15 protein-coding genes and 1 pseudogene are annotated in these 15763 nt (G+C 73.3%); 12 read left to right on the top strand and 4 right to left on the bottom strand.

Translation table 11 applies throughout. The features are described 5' to 3' along the window. Window positions 1–93 precede the first annotated feature (93 nt). The 8 genes and pseudogenes from rplT to ACGFQC_RS26410 all read left to right on the top strand — a co-directional run bounded on the left by rplT (window position 94) and on the right by ACGFQC_RS26410 (window position 9065). Complete coding sequence (gene rplT, locus ACGFQC_RS26445) at window positions 94–477, top strand: 50S ribosomal protein L20 (RefSeq protein WP_319264140.1); 384 nt, start codon at window positions 94–96, stop codon at window positions 475–477. A gap of 141 nt (window positions 478–618) precedes the next feature. After that, complete coding sequence (locus tag ACGFQC_RS26440) at window positions 619–1464, top strand: RNA methyltransferase (protein WP_363089179.1); 846 nt, start codon at window positions 619–621, stop codon at window positions 1462–1464. Between the two features lie 54 nt (window positions 1465–1518). Continuing rightward, on the top strand, window positions 1519–2658 hold the full coding sequence (locus tag ACGFQC_RS26435) for an ATP-binding protein (protein ID WP_363089178.1): 1140 nt from the start codon (window positions 1519–1521) through the stop codon (window positions 2656–2658). A 158-nt stretch (window positions 2659–2816) separates the two neighbouring features. Beyond that, on the top strand, window positions 2817–3938 hold the full coding sequence (gene pheS, locus ACGFQC_RS26430) for a phenylalanine--tRNA ligase subunit alpha (RefSeq protein ID WP_363089177.1): 1122 nt from the start codon (window positions 2817–2819) through the stop codon (window positions 3936–3938). Next, entirely contained in the window at window positions 3938–6448 is a 2511-nt protein-coding gene (gene pheT / locus ACGFQC_RS26425; protein WP_363089176.1) for a phenylalanine--tRNA ligase subunit beta, read from the top strand. Before pheS ends, pheT begins: the two co-directional genes overlap by 1 nt. Before the next feature lie 174 nt (window positions 6449–6622). After that, window positions 6623–6793: pseudogene (locus ACGFQC_RS26420) on the top strand (serine/threonine-protein phosphatase); the annotation flags it as partial. A 322-nt stretch (window positions 6794–7115) separates the two neighbouring features. Next, the gene (locus tag ACGFQC_RS26415) at window positions 7116–8456 is read left to right on the top strand and encodes a transcriptional regulator (protein WP_363089175.1); all 1341 of its coding nucleotides are present in this window, start codon (window positions 7116–7118) and stop codon (window positions 8454–8456) included. A 63-nt stretch (window positions 8457–8519) separates the two neighbouring features. Beyond that, entirely contained in the window at window positions 8520–9065 is a 546-nt protein-coding gene (locus ACGFQC_RS26410) for an NUDIX hydrolase (protein ID WP_363089174.1), read from the top strand. A gap of 66 nt (window positions 9066–9131) precedes the next feature. Here ACGFQC_RS26410 and ACGFQC_RS26405 read toward each other — a convergent pair whose 3' ends face one another. Next, the gene (locus tag ACGFQC_RS26405; protein ID WP_363089173.1) at window positions 9132–9992 is read right to left on the bottom strand and encodes a 3-hydroxybutyryl-CoA dehydrogenase; all 861 of its coding nucleotides are present in this window, start codon (window positions 9990–9992) and stop codon (window positions 9132–9134) included. Between the two features lie 180 nt (window positions 9993–10172). Here ACGFQC_RS26405 and ACGFQC_RS26400 point away from each other — a divergent pair, with 180 nt between their 5' ends. Beyond that, entirely contained in the window at window positions 10173–11417 is a 1245-nt protein-coding gene (locus ACGFQC_RS26400; RefSeq protein ID WP_363089172.1) for a family 10 glycosylhydrolase, read from the top strand. Window positions 11418–11468: 51 nt separating this feature from the next. Here the strand turns inward: ACGFQC_RS26400 and ACGFQC_RS26395 are convergent, their stop codons facing one another. Both ACGFQC_RS26395 and ACGFQC_RS26390 read right to left on the bottom strand, forming a co-directional pair. Further along, window positions 11469–11666, bottom strand: a complete 198-nt coding sequence (locus tag ACGFQC_RS26395; RefSeq protein WP_363089171.1) for a DUF1918 domain-containing protein — start codon at window positions 11664–11666, stop codon at window positions 11469–11471. 131 nt (window positions 11667–11797) lie between these two features. Beyond that, window positions 11798–12712, bottom strand: coding sequence for a DMT family transporter (locus ACGFQC_RS26390; protein ID WP_363089170.1), 915 nt, complete (start codon window positions 12710–12712; stop codon window positions 11798–11800). Between ACGFQC_RS26390 and ACGFQC_RS26385 the strand changes: the two genes are divergently transcribed. Genes ACGFQC_RS26385 through ACGFQC_RS26375 form a run of 3 tightly spaced genes read left to right on the top strand, consistent with a single transcriptional unit; the run spans window position 12711 to window position 15268 of the window. After that, a complete protein-coding gene (locus ACGFQC_RS26385) occupies window positions 12711–14174 on the top strand; it encodes a PLP-dependent aminotransferase family protein (protein WP_363089169.1) in 1464 nt (487 codons plus the stop codon). The genes ACGFQC_RS26390 and ACGFQC_RS26385 overlap by 2 nt on opposite strands. A gap of 10 nt (window positions 14175–14184) precedes the next feature. After that, the gene (locus tag ACGFQC_RS26380; protein ID WP_363089168.1) at window positions 14185–14643 is read left to right on the top strand and encodes a GNAT family N-acetyltransferase; all 459 of its coding nucleotides are present in this window, start codon (window positions 14185–14187) and stop codon (window positions 14641–14643) included. 31 nt (window positions 14644–14674) lie between these two features. After that, window positions 14675–15268 (top strand): histidine phosphatase family protein, encoded by a 594-nt coding sequence (locus tag ACGFQC_RS26375; RefSeq protein WP_363089167.1) that lies wholly within the window; start codon window positions 14675–14677, stop codon window positions 15266–15268. On the opposite strand, the gene ACGFQC_RS26370 is transcribed toward ACGFQC_RS26375, so the two are convergent. Further along, window positions 15250–15693, bottom strand: coding sequence for a DUF6314 family protein (locus tag ACGFQC_RS26370; RefSeq protein WP_363089166.1), 444 nt, complete (start codon window positions 15691–15693; stop codon window positions 15250–15252). The two genes, ACGFQC_RS26375 and ACGFQC_RS26370, sit on opposite strands and share 19 nt — an antisense overlap. Window positions 15694–15763 lie beyond the last annotated feature (70 nt).

Below are 15763 nucleotides of genomic sequence, written 5' to 3'. Positions count from 1 at the left end.
GGCGCCCTGCCGCCGTACGTACGTCTGAACCGGGACCCAATCGTTTCCGGGCCGTGTGAGTCCAACCGCGGCCCCGCTACAAGGAGTTAAAAAGTGGCACGCGTCAAGCGGGCAGTCAACGCCCACAAGAAGCGCCGGGCGATCCTCGAGGCGGCCTCCGGCTACCGCGGTCAGCGTTCGCGCCTGTACCGCAAGGCCAAGGAGCAGGTCACCCACTCGCTGGTCTACAACTACAACGACCGCAAGAAGCGCAAGGGCGACTTCCGTCGGCTGTGGATCCAGCGCATCAACGCCGCCGCCCGCGCCAACGGCATCACGTACAACCGCTTCATCCAGGGTCTGAACGCCGCGAGCGTCGAGGTCGACCGCAAGATCCTGGCCGAGCTGGCCGTCAACGACCCGACCGCGTTCGCCGCGCTCGTCGAGGTCGCCCAGAAGGCGCTGCCGTCGGACGTGAACGCGCCGAAGGCTGCGTGACGCCACGCCGGCTGAGCCGGAAGTGACATGACTCGGACCCGCAGGCCACCCGCCTGCGGGTCCGAGTGCGTCTTCGCCCCCGCGAGGGGGCGAGGAAACCGGGCCCCCGCCCCGATCCCCGCCGACCCACCGAAGGTGAAGATGCCCGCCACCCCCGACCTCATCTCCCCCCGCTCCGCCCGCGTCCTTGCCGCCAGGCGCCTCGCGCGGCGGAACTTCCGGGGGAAGGAACGGCTGTTCCTCGCGGAGGGCCCGCAGGCCGTACGGGAGGCGGCCGCGCACCCGGACACCCTCGTGGAACTGTTCGCCACCCCCGAGGCCGCGGAGCGCCACGCCGACATCGTCGGCGAGGCCCGGGACGCCGGCGCCCGCGTCCACCTAGCCGACGAGCGGGTCATCGAGGACATCTCCACCACCGTCACCCCGCAGGGCCTCGTGGGCGTGTGCCGCTTCGTCGACACCCCCTTCGACGACGTCCTCGCCGCCCGCCCCCGGCTCGTCGCCGTCCTCGCGCACGTCCGCGACCCCGGCAACGCCGGCACCGTCCTGCGCTGCGCCGACGCGGCCGGCGCCGACGCCGTCGTCCTCACCGACGCCTCCGTCGACCTGTACAACCCCAAGGCCGTACGGGCCTCGGTCGGATCGCTGTTCCACCTGCCGGTCGCCGTCGGCGTCCCCGTCGAGCGGGCCGTCGCCGGGCTGAGGGACGCCGGGGCGCGCATCCTCGCCGCCGACGGCGCCGGCCTCGACGACCTCGACGACGAACTGGACAAGGGCACCATGGGCGGGCCCACCGCCTGGGTCTTCGGCAACGAGGCCTGGGGACTGCCCGAGGAGACCCGGGCCCTCGCCGACGCCGTCGTCCGCGTCCCGATCCACGGGAAGGCCGAGAGCCTGAACCTCGCCACCGCCGCAGCCGTATGTCTCTACGCGTCGGCCCGTGCACAGCGCGCCTCCGGAGGGTGCCGCTCCGTCACCGACAGCTAGTAGGGTGACCAGCTCGGGGGCCTCTTCCGGGAGGACGGGAGGTGAGGTACGGGGATGAGCGTCGGCACGAGCAGCGCACCGGGAGCCGGTGGACCGGAGCGCCCGCCCGCGGCCCGACCGGCCGGTGACCCCGCCGGACTCGGCATCGACCCCGACGACCTGCCCGACGGGCTGGTCGTCGCCGACGAGCACGGGTACGTCGTCTGCTTCAACGCCGCCGCCGAGCGCATCACCGCCGTTCCCGCCGCCGAGGCCCTCGGGCAGCGGCTCGACAAGGCCCTGCCGCTGGAGGACCTCGAAGGCCGGCGCTGGTGGCAGCTGACCGACCCGTACAACGGACTCGCCATCCGGGTGGGTCAGCCCGAGCGCAACCTGCTGCTGCCCGGCGGGCGTGAGGTCCTCGCCTCCGCCCGGTACGTCCGCGGCGAACCCACCGGCCCCGTCCGCCGCGTCGTCGTCTCCCTGCGCGACACCGAGGCCCGCCGCCGCACCGAGCGCAGCCACGCCGAGCTGATCGCCACCGTCGCCCACGAGCTGCGCTCCCCCCTCACCTCCGTGAAGGGGTTCACCGCCACGCTCCTCGCCAAGTGGACGCGGTTCACCGACGACCAGAAGCGACTGATGCTGGAGACGGTCGACGCCGACGCCGACCGCGTCACCCGGCTCATCGCCGAGCTCCTCGACATCTCCCGGATCGACTCGGGGAGGCTGGAGGTGCGCCGCCAGCCCGTCGACATGGGCGCCGCCGTCGGCCGCCACATCCAGGCCTACGTCGCCGCCGGGCAGCCCGCCGACCGGTTCCTGCTGCGCATCGAACAGCCGCTGCCCGCCCTGTGGGCCGACCCCGACAAGGTCGACCAGGTGCTCAGCAACCTCATCGAAAATGCGGTGCGGCACGGCGAGGGAACCGTCACCATTGACGTCACGCCCGCCCCGTCCCCCCGCGAGGGGGAGGACACCGGCACGTCGGTCATCGTGAGCGACGAGGGCACCGGCATCCCGGAGGAGTCCATGAACCGCGTCTTCACCCGCTTCTGGCGGGGCAGCAAGCGTGGCGGCACGGGCCTCGGGCTGTACATCGTCAAGGGCATCGTCGAGGCCCACGGCGGCGTCATCACGGTCGGCCGCGCCCACGGCGGCGGCGCCGAGTTCCGATTTACGTTGCCCGTGGCGGCCCCGGCCTATCTGGCCTAGCCACCGCGGGCGCATCCGTACGTCCTCACCCCGTTAGACTCGGCCCTTGGCACCTTCGTGTCCCATGGACGGCCCTTTGAGTGAGTCGGTGATGGGGACATTCAGCCTGGGGGCACCTCCCAGCGGTAGCTGGGGGACAATCGGAAGCACGGGAAGAGATGTCGGCACCGAACAAGTCGTACGACCCAGTAGAGGTCGAGGCCCTGAAACCGGAAGAGATCGAGCGCATGCGGGACGAGGCGCTCGCCGCCTTCGCCGCCGCGGACTCCCTCGACGCACTCCAGGAGGCCAAGGTCGCCCACACCGGCGGCGCCTCCCCGCTGGCCCTCGCCAACCGCGAGATCGGCGCACTGCCCCCGCACGCGAAGGCCGCCGCCGGCAAGCTCGTCGGCCAGGCCCGCGGCGCGGTGAACAAGGGCCTCGCCGCCCGGCAGACCGAGCTCGAGGCCGAGCGCGACGCGCGCGTCCTGGTCGAGGAGGCGGTGGACGTCACGCTGCCCCACGACCGGGTCCCGGCCGGCGCCCGCCACCCGCTCACCACGCTCTCCGAGCGCATCGAGGACGTCTTCGTGGCCATGGGCTACGAGGTCGCCGAGGGCCCGCAGGTCGAGGCCGAGTGGTTCAACTTCGACGCCCTGAACATCGGCCCGGACCACCCGGCTCGCGGCGAGGCGGACACGTTCTTCGTGCAGGGACCGCAAGGCGGCACCGAGTCCGGTGTCGTGCTGCGCACCCACACCTCGCCCGTGCAGATCCGCTCGCTGCTGAGCCGTGAGCTGCCGGTGTACGTGATCTGCCCCGGCCGCGTGTACCGCACCGACGAGCTGGACGCCACGCACACGCCCGTCTTCCACCAGGTCGAGCTGCTCGCCGTGGACGAGGGCCTGACCATGGCGGACCTCAAGGGCACCCTGGACCACATGGTCCAGGCGCTGTTCGGCGAGGGCATGAAGACCCGGCTGCGCCCGAACTTCTTCCCCTTCACCGAGCCGTCCGCCGAGATGGACATGGTGTGCTACGTCTGCCGCGGCGAGTCCGTCGGCAACCCCGACCGGCCCTGCCGCACCTGCTCCAGCGAGGGCTGGATCGAACTGGGCGGCTGCGGCATGGTCAACCCCAAGGTGCTGACCGCCTGCGGCGTCGACCCGGAGAAGTACAGCGGCTTCGCCTTCGGGTTCGGCATCGAGCGGATGCTGATGTTCCGCCACAACGTCGAAGACATGCGAGACATGGTCGAGGGTGACGTCCGGTTCACCCGGCCGTTCGGGATGGAGATCTGATGCGGGTCCCGCTTTCCTGGCTGCGGGAGTACGTCGACCTGCCGGCCACCGAGACCGGCCGTGACGTCCAGGCCAAGCTCATCTCGGCGGGCCTCGAGGTCGAGACCGTCGAGCAGCTCGGCCACGACCTCAAGGGCCCCCTCGTCGTCGGCCAGGTGCTGACCATCGAGGAGCTGGAGGGCTTCAAGAAGCCGATCCGCTTCTGCACGGTCGACGTCGGCCAGGCCAACGGCACCGGTGAGCCGCAGGAGATCGTCTGCGGCGCCCGCAACTTCGCCGTCGGCGACAAGGTCGTCGTGGTCCTCCCGGGCGCGGTCCTGCCCGGCGGCTTCGCCATCGCCGCGCGCAAGACGTACGGCAGGACCTCCCACGGCATGATCTGCTCCAGCGACGAGCTGGGCATGGGCGACGACGGCACCAAGGGCATCATCGTGCTGCCGCCGGAGACCGAGGTCGGCAAGGACGCCATCGAGCTCCTGGAGCTGGTCGACGAGGTCCTGGACATCGCCGTCACCGCCAACCGCGGCGACTGCCTGTCCCTCCGCGGCGTCGCCCGCGAGACCGCCATCGCCTACGGCCTGCCGCTGCGCGACCCGGCCCTGCTCGACGTACCCGGACCGAACGCCTTCGGCTACCCCGTCCAGGTCTTTGACCCGGCCGGCTGCGACCGCTTCACCGCCCGCACCGTCACCGGTCTGAGCCCCGAGGCACGCTCCCCGATCTGGCTCCAGCGCCGGCTCCAGAAGGTCGGCATGCGCCCGATCTCGCTCGCCGTCGACGTCACGAACTACGTGATGATGGAGCTGGGCCAGCCCCTGCACGCCTACGACCGCACCCTGGTCCAGGGCACCGTCGGCGTCCGCCGCGCGGCCGAGGGCGAGAAGCTCGTCACCCTCGACGGCGTCGAGCGCACGCTGCACGCCGAGGACCTGGTCATCACCGACGAGCGCGGCCCCATCGGCCTCGCCGGTGTCATGGGCGGCGCCAACACGGAGATCGCCGACCACGCCGAGTCCGAGGGGACGACCGACGTCGTCATCGAGGCCGCCCACTTCGACGCGGTCTCCGTCGCCCGCACGGCCCGCCGCCACAAGCTGTCCTCCGAGGCGTCCAAGCGCTTCGAGCGCGGTGTCGACCCGCAGGCGTCGTCGGCGGCCGCGCAGCGCACGGTCGACCTGCTGGTGCTGCTCGCCGGCGGTACCGCCGAGGCCGGTGTCACCGAGGTCATCGCCCCGTCCGCGCCGCACACCGTCACCGTGCCCGCCGACCACCCGGACAGGGTCGCGGGTGTCGTCTACGGCCGCGAGACCGTCGTACGCCGGCTCCAGGAGATCGGCTGCGACGTGTACGGCCAGGACGAGCTGATCGTCACCGTGCCGTCCTGGCGGCCCGACCTCGGCGAGGCCAACGACCTCGCCGAGGAGGTCATCCGGCTGGAGGGCTACGAGAACCTGCCCTCCACGCTGCCCAAGCCCCCGTCGGGCCGCGGCCTCACCCACCGTCAGCGGTTGCACCGCCGTGTCGGCCGGGCGCTGGCCGGTGCCGGCTACGTCGAGGCGCCGAACTACCCGTTCGTCGCCGAGCAGGTCTTCGACCAGCTCGGCCTGGACGCCGACGACCCGGCCCGCCGCGTCGTCCGGCTGACCAACCCGCTCAACGACGAGGAGCCCGCGCTCCGCACCTCGCTGCTGCCGGGCCTGCTCGCCGCGCTGCGGCGCAACGACGGCCGCGGTTCGCACGACCTGGCCCTCTTCGAGACCGGACTGGTCTTCCTCCCGCGCGACGAACAGCGCGTCGCCGGTCATCTGCCGGTCGACCGCCGGCCGACCGAGGAGGAGATCGCGGCGATCGACGCCGTGCTGCCCGAGCAGCCGCGCCACGTCGCCGTCGTCCTCGCGGGAGCCCGCGAGCAGGCCGGCTGGTGGGGCAGGGGCCGCCCGGCCGACTGGGCCGACGCCGTCGAGGCGGCGCGGACGGTCGCCCGTGAGGCGGGCGCCGAACTGATCGTCCGTAAGGGTCAGTACGGGCCGTGGCACCCGGGCCGGTGCGCCGAGCTGGTCGTCGTCGCCGACGGCGCCGAGCGGGTCGTCGGCCACGCCGGTGAGCTGCACCCGCGCGTGCTGAAGGCCCTCGGCCTGCCCGCGCGCACCTCGGCGATGGAGCTGGACCTGGACGTCCTGGAGCGGGTCGGCGACGACACGCCCCGGGCGCCGGGCATCTCCACGTTCCCCGTCGCCACGCAGGACGTCGCGCTCGTCGTCGACGTCCACGTGCCGCACGCCGACGTCGAGGCCGCGCTGCGTGAGGGCGCCGGTGAACTCCTCGAGGCGATCCGGCTGTTCGACGTCTACGAGAACGCCGAGCAGCTGGGCGACGGACGGAAGTCGCTCGCGTACGCCCTGCGCTTCCGCGCGGCGGACCGGACGCTGACGGTCGACGAGGCCTCGGCCGCCCGGGACGCGGCGGTCGCCCTCGCGGGCGAGCGGACGGGCGCGGTGCTGCGAGGCTAGCGTGCCGTGCGGACAGGCGGGTGTGGGGGCACGGTCCCCACACCCGCATCTCATCCGTTCGGGTGAGTTCTCCCTGTGACCGGGCCTTCCGGTCCCTGACACCGACAGAATCGGACCGGCCTCTCGGGGCCGGTCCGTCTGCGCTGTACTGGCCTGGATGGGGGGCCATCCGGCATGTTCGGCACCAGGCGGCCGTCGCGCCGGGCCCTCTCGGCGGGGTTGCCCGCGGCCTGGGGCGCGATGGCGGTCACCTACAAGCTGACCTGTCCGCCGGCCCAGCAGGACGGGCTCGACGCCAGGATCGTCACCAGCGCCGTCTTCTTCGTCGTCGGCACCGGACTGGTCCAACCGCCCGCCCAGCCGCCCGGCACCCGTGGTCGGCGGCTTCTCCGTGACGACGGCCCACCGTGGCCGGCGGTTTCCCTGTGACGACGGCCCACCGTGGTCGGCGGCCCGACCCGCGGAGCGAACTGCCGGGCCGCCGCTTGATGAGGGGGAGCCGGCGGCCCGGCCGGCCTCTTTCGAGGCATTTCAGTCAACCGAGCAGCGACGCTGAGCGACAGCGCGTGCACGGTACGGATGTGCGCACTCGGTTCACACCCCGTGTGAAGGCACACCCGCTACCGTGAGTGGCGCCGTCGGCACCGAACCACCCGGGGGGCACCTCATGCAGCCCAACACCCTGCTCGACGCGATCCTGGACGAGGCGGGCATCTCGCACGCGGGCCTCGCCGCGCACGTCAACCAGGCCGGCCGCGCCCGCGGGCTCGCGCTGCGCTACGAACACACGGCCGTCGCCCGGTGGCTCAAGGGTCAGCGCCCGCGCGGACAGGTCCCCGACCTGATCTGCGAGGTGCTCGCCCGCCGGCTGCGACGGCCCGTCACCCTCGACGACATCGGCCTCGGCGTGCCCGGCGGACACGCGACACCGCACGGCACCTCGCTGTCCGGGTTCGTGGAGCGGGCCACCGCCCTGTGGCGCTCCGACGAGCAGCAGCGCCCGCACGTCCTGGGCGCCCCCGCGGTCACCGGCACGCCCGCCGTGATGCCGGTGTGGGAGTGGGAGAACCCGCCCGAGGACGTCGACGTCTCCCGCGGCGGCCGGCACCGGGTCACCGCCGCCGACATCGAGACGCTGCGCGCGGCCCGCGCCCACTACGAGCAGATGTACCGCAAGGCCGGCGGCGTGGCGACCCGCAGCCGCATCGTCGGTTTCCTCAACGCCGAGGCGGCCCCGCTGCTGCGCGGCGGCTACACCGACGCCACCGGCCGCCAACTGCACCGTGCGACCGGCGCTCTGGTGGCGATCGCCGGCATCTGCGCCTACGACTCCGACGCGCACGGGCTCGCCCAGCGCTACTTCCACCAGGCACTGCGGCTCGCGAAGGCCAGCGGGGACCGGGGACTCGGGGCGTACGTCATCGCACTGCTGGTCAACCAGTCGTTGTTCATGCGGGAGTTCCGGCAGGCCGTCGCCTTCGCGGAGGCCGCGCTGCGCACGGTCGGCAGGGACGTCACCCCCGCCCTCGCCTCCGACCTGCACGCGATGCAGGCGAAGGCGTACGCCCACCTCGGCGACGGCACGAGCGCCCTGTCCTGCATCCGGCGGGCCGAGGCCGCCGCCGACCGCATCCGGCGCGGCATCGAACCGGACGAGACCGGCTATGTCCAGCCGGGACTGGTCAACGTCCAGGTGGCGGAGGCCCTGTTGAGCCTCGGCGACGTCACCGCCGCCGCGGAGCACGCCGCGGCCGCCGCGGGCACGCCCGCCCACGACCGGGGCCGGGTGCACCGGCTCGCCATGCTCAGCACCGTCGAACTGCGCCAGGGAAACGCAGAGAAGGCGGTGGTCACCGCCGTGCTGATGGCGGAGCAGGCGCGGGGCATGGAGTCCCAGCGGCTGCGCGACAGGCTCCGGACGGTACGCGAACACCTGGTGCGCAGTGGCTGTGCGGGCACGGCGGAGGCGGCCGAACTCATCGACGGCGCACTGCGCGTACCGCTGTAGCGACCGGCGTGCCACCGTTCCTGCTGCGATATTGCCCCTTACTCGACGGAAGGTGGCAGAACCGTGCAGTGGACGAAACAGAACGAACGAACTGTGTATGAAAACCGCTGGTTCCGGGTCAACCTCGCGGATGTCGGCCTGCCGGACGGCCGGCACCTCGACCACTTCCTCATACGGCTGCGGCCCGTCGCGGTGGCGACCGTGGTGAACGAGGCCAACGAGGTGCTCCTGCTGTGGCGGCACCGCTTCATCACCGACAGCTGGGGATGGGAACTCGCCGCCGGCGTCGTCGAGGACGGCGAGGACGTCGCCCGCGCGGCCGCCAGGGAACTGGAGGAGGAGACCGGCTGGCGGCCGGGCCCCCTGCGCCACCTGATGAGCGTGGAACCGGCCAACGGCCTCACCGACGCCCGCCACCACGTCTACTGGTCGGACGGGGGCGAGTACGTCGGGCACCCCGTGGACGACTTCGAGTCCGAGCGCCGGGAGTGGGTCCCCCTCAAACTCGTGCCCGACATGGTCGCCCGGGGGGAGGTCCCGGCCGCCAACATGGCGGCCGCCTTACTGCTCCTGCACCACCTCAGGCTCGGGCACGACACCGGGCGCTGACGGTCCCCCGGTGTGAACGGGCCCGGCACCGGGTGAGGTGCCGGGCCCGCGTGACGCTGCGAGGGGTCAGCCGTAGGTGTAGAAGCCCGAGCCGGTCTTGCGGCCCAGGCGGCCGGCGTCGACCATGCGCTGGAGCAGCGGGGGAGCGGCGTACAGGGGCTCCTTGTACTCGTCGTACATCGACTGCGCGACCGAGGCCACCGTGTCGAGGCCGATCAGGTCGGACAGCTTCAGCGGGCCCATCGGGTGGGCGCAGCCCAGCTCCATGCCGTTGTCGATGTCCTCGCGGCTGGCGATGCCCGTCTCGAACATCCGGATCGCGGAGAGCAGGTAGGGGATCAGCAGCGCGTTGACCACGAAGCCCGAGCGGTCCTGGGCCCGGATGGCGTGCTTGCCGACCGTCTTCTCGGCGAACAGCTGCGCGCGGCTGAGGGTGCCCTCGGAGGTGGTCAGCGCCGGGATCAGCTCGACGAGCTGCTGCACCGGGGCCGGGTTGAAGAAGTGGATGCCGACGACCTGGTCGGGCCGTGAGGTGGCGACCGCCAGTTTCACCAGCGGGATGGAGGAGGTGTTGGAGGCCAGGATGGCGTCCGGGCGGGTCACGACCTGGTCCAGGACCTGGAAGATCTCGGTCTTGACCTGCTCGTTCTCCACGACGGCCTCGATGACCAGGTCGCGGTCGGCGAACTCGCCGAGGTCGGTGGTGAAGCTGAGGCGCGCCTGCGTGGCGTCCCGCTCCTCCTCGCTGATCTTGCCGCGTTCGGCGGCCTTGGCCAGGGAGTTGAAGAGCCGGGTACGGCCGAACTCCAGGGCCTCGCCGGTGGTCTCGGCGACCTTCACGTCGAGTCCGGCCCGCGCGCAGACCTCGGCGATGCCTGCCCCCATCTGGCCGCAGCCCACCACTCCGACGCGTTCGATGTCGGTCACATCGGTCCCTTTCACTGGCTGACTCCGGTCACTGCGCAGGTCTTCCGGGTCCCGGCGGGCCTGCTCCGATCGTGCACGTTACTAGCAAGTATCGATGATCGATCGCCGGGGTGGGGGCATGCTGGGCGCGGAGACGATCCGTGACCGAGCGGATCCGCGGCGTATGTGGGGATGTGCGCGATGGGGCGACTGACTCGGCGGGCGTTCGCGCTGGCCGCACTGTCGGCGTTCACGACGACGGGCGCGGCGGCCCGCCCGGCCGGGGCCCCCTCCGGGCGGGCCGGCGGGCACGGCCGGGCGGTGGCGCAGATGCGGGGCGTGTGGCTGGCCACCGTCGCCAACCGGGGCTGGCCCTCACGCACCGGGCTGACCGCGGCCCAGCAGCGTTCCGAGCTGCTCGGCTGGCTCGACCTGGCGGTCCGCGACCGCCTCAACACGGTGATCCTCCAGGTCCGGCCCACCGCGGACGCCCTGTGGCCCTCGTCGTACGAGCCGTGGTCGCAGGTGCTCACCGGCACCCAGGGCAAGGCGCCCGGCTGGGACCCGCTGGGCACCGCCGTGACGGAGGCGCACGCCCGCGGACTCCAGTTGCACGCCTGGTTCAACCCCTACCGGATCGCCGTCCACGACGACCCGACCAGGCTCGTCGCCTCCCACCCCGCGCGACGGCACCCCGACTGGGTGGTGCCGTACGGCGGGAGGCTCCACTACAACCCCGGTCTGCCCGAGGTGCGGGCGTTCGTACAGGACGCGATGCTCGACGCGGTGCGCCGGTACCCGGTCGACGCCGTCCACTTCGACGACTACTTCTATCCCTATCCGGTACCCGGCCAGACCTTCGACGACGACGCGGCCTACGACGCCCACGGCGGCGCCTTCACCGACCGGGCAGCCTGGCGACGCGACAACATCGACCGGCTGGTGCGCGAGATGGCCGCCCGGATCAAGGCGGTCCGGCCCACCGCACAGTTCGGGATCAGCCCCTTCGGGGTGTGGCGCAACGCCTCCACCGACCCGCGCGGCTCGGACACCGCGGCGCTCCAGTCGTACGACGCCGTCCACGCCGACACCCGCAGGTGGGTGCGGGAGGGCTGGATCGACTACGTCGTGCCGCAGCTGTACTGGAACATCGGGTTCTCCGCCGCCGACTACGCCGCGCTCGTGCCCTGGTGGGCGGAGGTCGCGCGGGGCAGCCGCACCAGGCTCTACCTGGGGGAGGCGTTGTACAAGGCCGGCGATCCGGCGCAGCCCGCGGCCTGGCAGGACCCGGCCGAACTGTCCCGGCACCTCACCCTCGCGGCCGGCCGGCCCGAGGTCCGCGGCCACGTCTTCTTCGCGGCCAAGGACCTGCGCACGGACCGCGTCGGCGCGATGGCGCGGGTCGTCGCCGACCACTACGCGCAGCCGGCGACGCCCCCGCGCTGACCGCCGTCGTCCTTCGCCCGGCCGGCCCGCCGTCGTTCCTCGTCCTGCCGATTACCGTCGTTCCTGGTCCTTGTGACGGATCTCGGTGTCCGGTCCCGGCGAGCACACGCCCTCGTGCCCGTCCGCGAAGCGGACGCGGTAGGGGGGACTGCCCTCCTGACCCATCACTTCGACGATCTCGCCGACCTTGTCGTGTTGGCCGACCACCCTGCCGTGCTGGACAAGCTGGTCGCCCGTGGTCGCACGCATCTGTGAGGCCTCCTCACCGTGTGCGGGAGCAGTGGTCCGTGTCTCGGAGTCGTCCTGGAGCCTTTTCCCATCTGCGGCGCGCGCACCGGCCGAACCGGCGCGTGGCGCCCTCGGGGCCTCTCGTTCGAGACCTAACCGCGCGCCCGCTGGGTGACGGCGATGCAGACCAGGACGGCCGCGGCCGTCAGCGGAGCGGCGGGCGTGAGGTGCTCGCCCAGCAACAGCACCGACCACACCAGTGTGAGCAGGGGCTGGGCCAACTGCAACTGGCTGGCCTTGGGGATGCCGATGGCGGCCATGCCCCGGTACCAGACGACGAGGCCGAGGAACTGCGAGCCCACCGCCACCCACAGCAGCCCGGCCACGCCGTGCGCGGTCAGCCGGACCGGCTCGAGGGCGAGGGCGAGGGCGGCGGCGGGCACGGCGAGCGGCAGGCAGAACACCAGCGCCCAGCCGATGACCTGCCAGCCCGGCATCACCCGCGCCAGCCGGCCGCCCTCGGTGTAGCCGGCCGCGCACACCAGCAGCGCCCCGAACAGGTACAGGTCGGCGCTGGTGAGGGCGCCGCCGCTCTGCTGCACGGTGAAGGCGATCACCGCGCCGGCGCCCACCAGCGCCGCCGTCCAGAAGGTCCGCGAGGGCCGGGAGCCGACGCGCAGGGCGGACAGCAGCGCGGTCGTCAGGGGCAGCAGACCGACCACGACGGCCGCGTGCGCGGTGGACGACGTCTGCAGGGCGAGGGTGCTGAGCAGCGGGAAGCCCACGACGACCCCGGCGGCCACGACGGCGAGCCCCGCCCGGTGCCGGCGGGCGGGCAGCGGCACCCGCAGGGCGAGGAGGCAGCCGCCCGCGACGAGCGCGGCCAGCACGCTGCGCACGGCGACCAGCGTCCAGGGGCCGAAGCCCTCCAGGCCCCAGGCGGTGGCGGGGAAGGTGAGCGAGAAGGCGCCGACGCCGAGAGCGGCCTGGAGGGTACCGAGGCCACCCGTCCGCGGGGTGGTCACCGCTATCGCGGGAAGGGCAGTAGCGCTACTCTGTGTCTTCATGCATGAGCGTAGCAGTGTCGGTGAGCTGGCGGATCGTCTCCGGGGGGAGCTGGACCGCTACTCTCCCGGTGGAAAGCTGCCGTCGAGCCGTGCCCTCGTCGAGCGGTTCCGGGTGAGCCCCGTGACGGTCTCACGGGCCCTCGCGCAGCTGGCCGCCGAGGGGCTGGTGGTCACCCGGCCGGGTGCCGGGGCCTTCCGGGCCGGGCCGCGCCCCGCGTCCGCACCGGCCGGCGACACCTCCTGGCAGGAGGTCGCGCTGAGCGCGGAGGGCGCCGACCTCGTGCCCCGCTCGGTGGACGCCTCCGGCGTGACCGTCTCCCTCGCGGCTCCGCCGCCCGGCGTCGTCGAGTTCAGCGGCGGCTACCTGCATCCCTCCCTGCAACCGGAACGTGCCATGTCGGCGGCGCTGGCACGGGCCGCGCGACGCCCCGGCGCCTGGGGCCGGCCGCCCCTGGAGGGCCTGCCGGAGCTGCGCGAGTGGTTCGCGCGCGCCATCGGCGGCGCGGTCACCGCCGCCGAGGTGCTCGTCAGCGCCGGCGGCCAGACCGCGCTCACCACCGCCCTGCGGGCGCTGGCCCCGCCCGGCGCCCCGGTGCTCGTCGAGTCGCCGACCTATCCGGGCATGCTGGCGATCGCCCGCTCGGCGGGACTTCGCCCGGTTCCGGTGCCCGTCGACCCCGACGGCGTCAAGCCCGAACTGCTCGCCGACGCCTTCCGTGCGACCGGCGCCCGGGTCTTCGTCTGCCAGCCGCTGTTCCAGAACCCGACCGGCGCCGTCCTGGTCCCGGCCCGCCGCGGTGAGGTGCTGCGCATCGCCCGCGAGGCGGGCGCCTTCGTCGTGGAGGACGACTTCGTACGGCGGCTCGCGCACGAGGACGCCGGGCCGCTGCCCCGCCCGCTCGCCGCCGACGACCCCGACGGCGTCGTCGTGTACGTCGGCTCGCTCACCAAGGCGACCTCGCCGAGCTTCCGGGTCAGCGCCCTGGCCGCCCGCGGCCCGGTCCTGGAACGCCTGCGGGCCATCCAGGTCGTCGACACCTTCTTCGTGCCCCGCCCCCTCCAGGAGGCGGCGCTCGAACTCGTCGGCTCGCCCGCCTGGCCGCGCCATCTGCGGGCGGTCGCGGCCGAACTGCGGACCCGGCGCGACACCCTGACCACCGCCCTCGCCCTGCACCTGCCCGAACTCCTCCTCCCGCACGTCCCGTCCGGGGGCTACCACCTCTGGCTGCGCCTCCCGGACGGTACGCGGGAGCCGGCGTTCACGGCCGCGGCCCTGCGCGCGGGCGTCGCCGTGACCCCCGGCCGTCCCTACTTCAGCGCCGAGCCCCCGGCCCCGCACGTCCGCCTGAGCTTCGCGGCCGCCGCCGGGGCCGAGGAGATCGCCGAGGGGGTCCGGCGGCTGCGGTCGGCCCGCGACGAGGTGCTCGCGGAAACGGTTCGACACCGGGCACCTCGTCTGTGAAGGTCCCCTCATGACCTCCACCCCGCCCCTCGCCGAGGGCTACGAGATCTCCGCCGACCCCGACCGGATCGACGTCGCACGGGTGCACCACTGGCTGTCGACCGACGCCTACTGGGCACTCGGCCGGGAGCGCGAGAAGCAGGAGCGGGCCGTCGCCGGGTCGCTGAACTTCGGCGTGTACGAGACGGTGTCCGGACAGCAGGTCGCCTACGCGCGCGTGGTGACCGACCTCGCGACCTTCGCCTGGCTGTGCGACGTGTACGTGGACCCCGCGGTGCGGGGGAAGGGCATCGGGACCTCGCTCGCCGCGGCCGTCCGGGACCACCTGCGCCCGCACGGCCTGAGCCGCGTCCTGCTCGCCACCCACGACGCGCACGGCGTCTACGAGAAGATCGGCTTCGAGGCGCTGGAGCGGCCCGACCACTGGATGGCACTGATTTTCGAGAAGTTTTCGCACGACGGCCCTTGACCCGCCCGCGCGCGCGTCCCACCATCACCGCATGGCACTCCGGGTCACGTTCGTCGCCGCGGCGCGCAACTCCGCGCTGCCGGCCGAGCGTTTCGAGGACGGCAGCCCGCTGGACCAGGCGGGCTGGGACGAGGTGCAGCGGGCGGCCGGCGATCTCCTGCCGCTGGCGGCGGCCGAGCTGCGCTACTGCTCGCCCGCCCCGCGCAGCCGTGCCACCGGCGACGCGCTCGGCTACGCGCCGCTCGTCCAGCTCGCCCTGCGGGACTGCGACATGGGGCGCTGGCGCGGATTCACCCTGGGGGAGGCGATGGCCCGGGAGCCGCAGGCGGTGGACGCCTGGCTGGCCGACCCGCGGGCCACCGTGCACGGCGGTGAGTCGCTGCTGGGGTTCATCTCCCGGGTGGGCGGCTGGCTCGACACCCGGCCCGTGGAGGACGGCTGCCGGATCGTGGCCGTCGCCGAGCCGAGTGTGATCCGGGCCGCCCTGGTCTACGCGCTCAAGGCGCCGCCGTCGACGTACTGGAACCTCGATGTGCGCCCGCTGTCGGCGACCACCGTCACCGGAGGCGGCGGACGGTGGAACCTGCGCCTGGAGGGGAGCGCGGTTCAGGCCTCGCGCACGTAGCCGGTGGTGAGGACCAGGTCCTTGGCGGGGCCGCGCACCCGCCAGACCGTCCGCCAGCGGTCGGCGTCCCGGACGGTGAACTCGCCCCGGTAGAGGTCCGCCGCGCACGGGTGGTCGGTCACGTGCCGCCCGCCCGTCAGGTCGAGGTCGTGGAAGGGCCGCCCGTCGGCGAACGTCACGTCGGCCGTGCCCGGCACCCGCCCGGGCAGGAAACGCAGGGTCCGCTCGGCGGGCCGCGGGACGCCCCGCCAGACGAACGTGCCGGACTCCTCGTGCAGCAGGCCGCCGCCGTCCAGCGGGCCGAAAACCGTCGTGCCCTCGAATCGCCCCGCCTCGCCGCTCGCCAGGTCCCGCACCGACCGCTCGACCCGCCAGCGTCCGGCGAGGAACGCCATGGCGTCCGGCACCGGCCAGAACTCGCCCATCGCGCGCCGACCTCCGTCCCATCCGTCGCCGCGCGACCCGTTGACGCGCTCCGTCCTCCTCCCTATCTTG

This window comes from Streptomyces sp. NPDC048734, from assembly GCF_043198675.1.
Classification (GTDB): domain Bacteria; phylum Actinomycetota; class Actinomycetes; order Streptomycetales; family Streptomycetaceae; genus Streptomyces.
This window is presented reverse-complemented; position numbering and strand designations above follow the sequence as displayed.

Excerpts from the sequence above, each read along its gene's own strand:
- ACGFQC_RS26440 (WP_363089179.1), top strand. The coding sequence starts at position 619 with ATGCCCGCCACCCCCGACCTCATCTCCCCCCGCTCCGCCCGCGTCCTT.
- ACGFQC_RS26435 (WP_363089178.1), top strand. The coding sequence starts at position 1,519 with ATGAGCGTCGGCACGAGCAGCGCACCGGGAGCCGGTGGACCGGAGCGC.
- pheS (WP_363089177.1), top strand. The coding sequence starts at position 2,817 with ATGTCGGCACCGAACAAGTCGTACGACCCAGTAGAGGTCGAGGCCCTG.
- pheT (WP_363089176.1), top strand. The coding sequence starts at position 3,938 with ATGCGGGTCCCGCTTTCCTGGCTGCGGGAGTACGTCGACCTGCCGGCC.
- ACGFQC_RS26415 (WP_363089175.1), top strand. The coding sequence starts at position 7,116 with ATGCAGCCCAACACCCTGCTCGACGCGATCCTGGACGAGGCGGGCATC.
- ACGFQC_RS26400 (WP_363089172.1), top strand. The coding sequence starts at position 10,173 with ATGGGGCGACTGACTCGGCGGGCGTTCGCGCTGGCCGCACTGTCGGCG.
- ACGFQC_RS26395 (WP_363089171.1), bottom strand. The coding sequence starts at position 11,666 with ATGCGTGCGACCACGGGCGACCAGCTTGTCCAGCACGGCAGGGTGGTC.
- ACGFQC_RS26385 (WP_363089169.1), top strand. The coding sequence starts at position 12,711 with ATGCATGAGCGTAGCAGTGTCGGTGAGCTGGCGGATCGTCTCCGGGGG.
- ACGFQC_RS26390 (WP_363089170.1), bottom strand. The coding sequence starts at position 12,712 with ATGAAGACACAGAGTAGCGCTACTGCCCTTCCCGCGATAGCGGTGACC.
- ACGFQC_RS26380 (WP_363089168.1), top strand. The coding sequence starts at position 14,185 with ATGACCTCCACCCCGCCCCTCGCCGAGGGCTACGAGATCTCCGCCGAC.
- ACGFQC_RS26375 (WP_363089167.1), top strand. The coding sequence starts at position 14,675 with ATGGCACTCCGGGTCACGTTCGTCGCCGCGGCGCGCAACTCCGCGCTG.
- ACGFQC_RS26370 (WP_363089166.1), bottom strand. The coding sequence starts at position 15,693 with ATGGGCGAGTTCTGGCCGGTGCCGGACGCCATGGCGTTCCTCGCCGGA.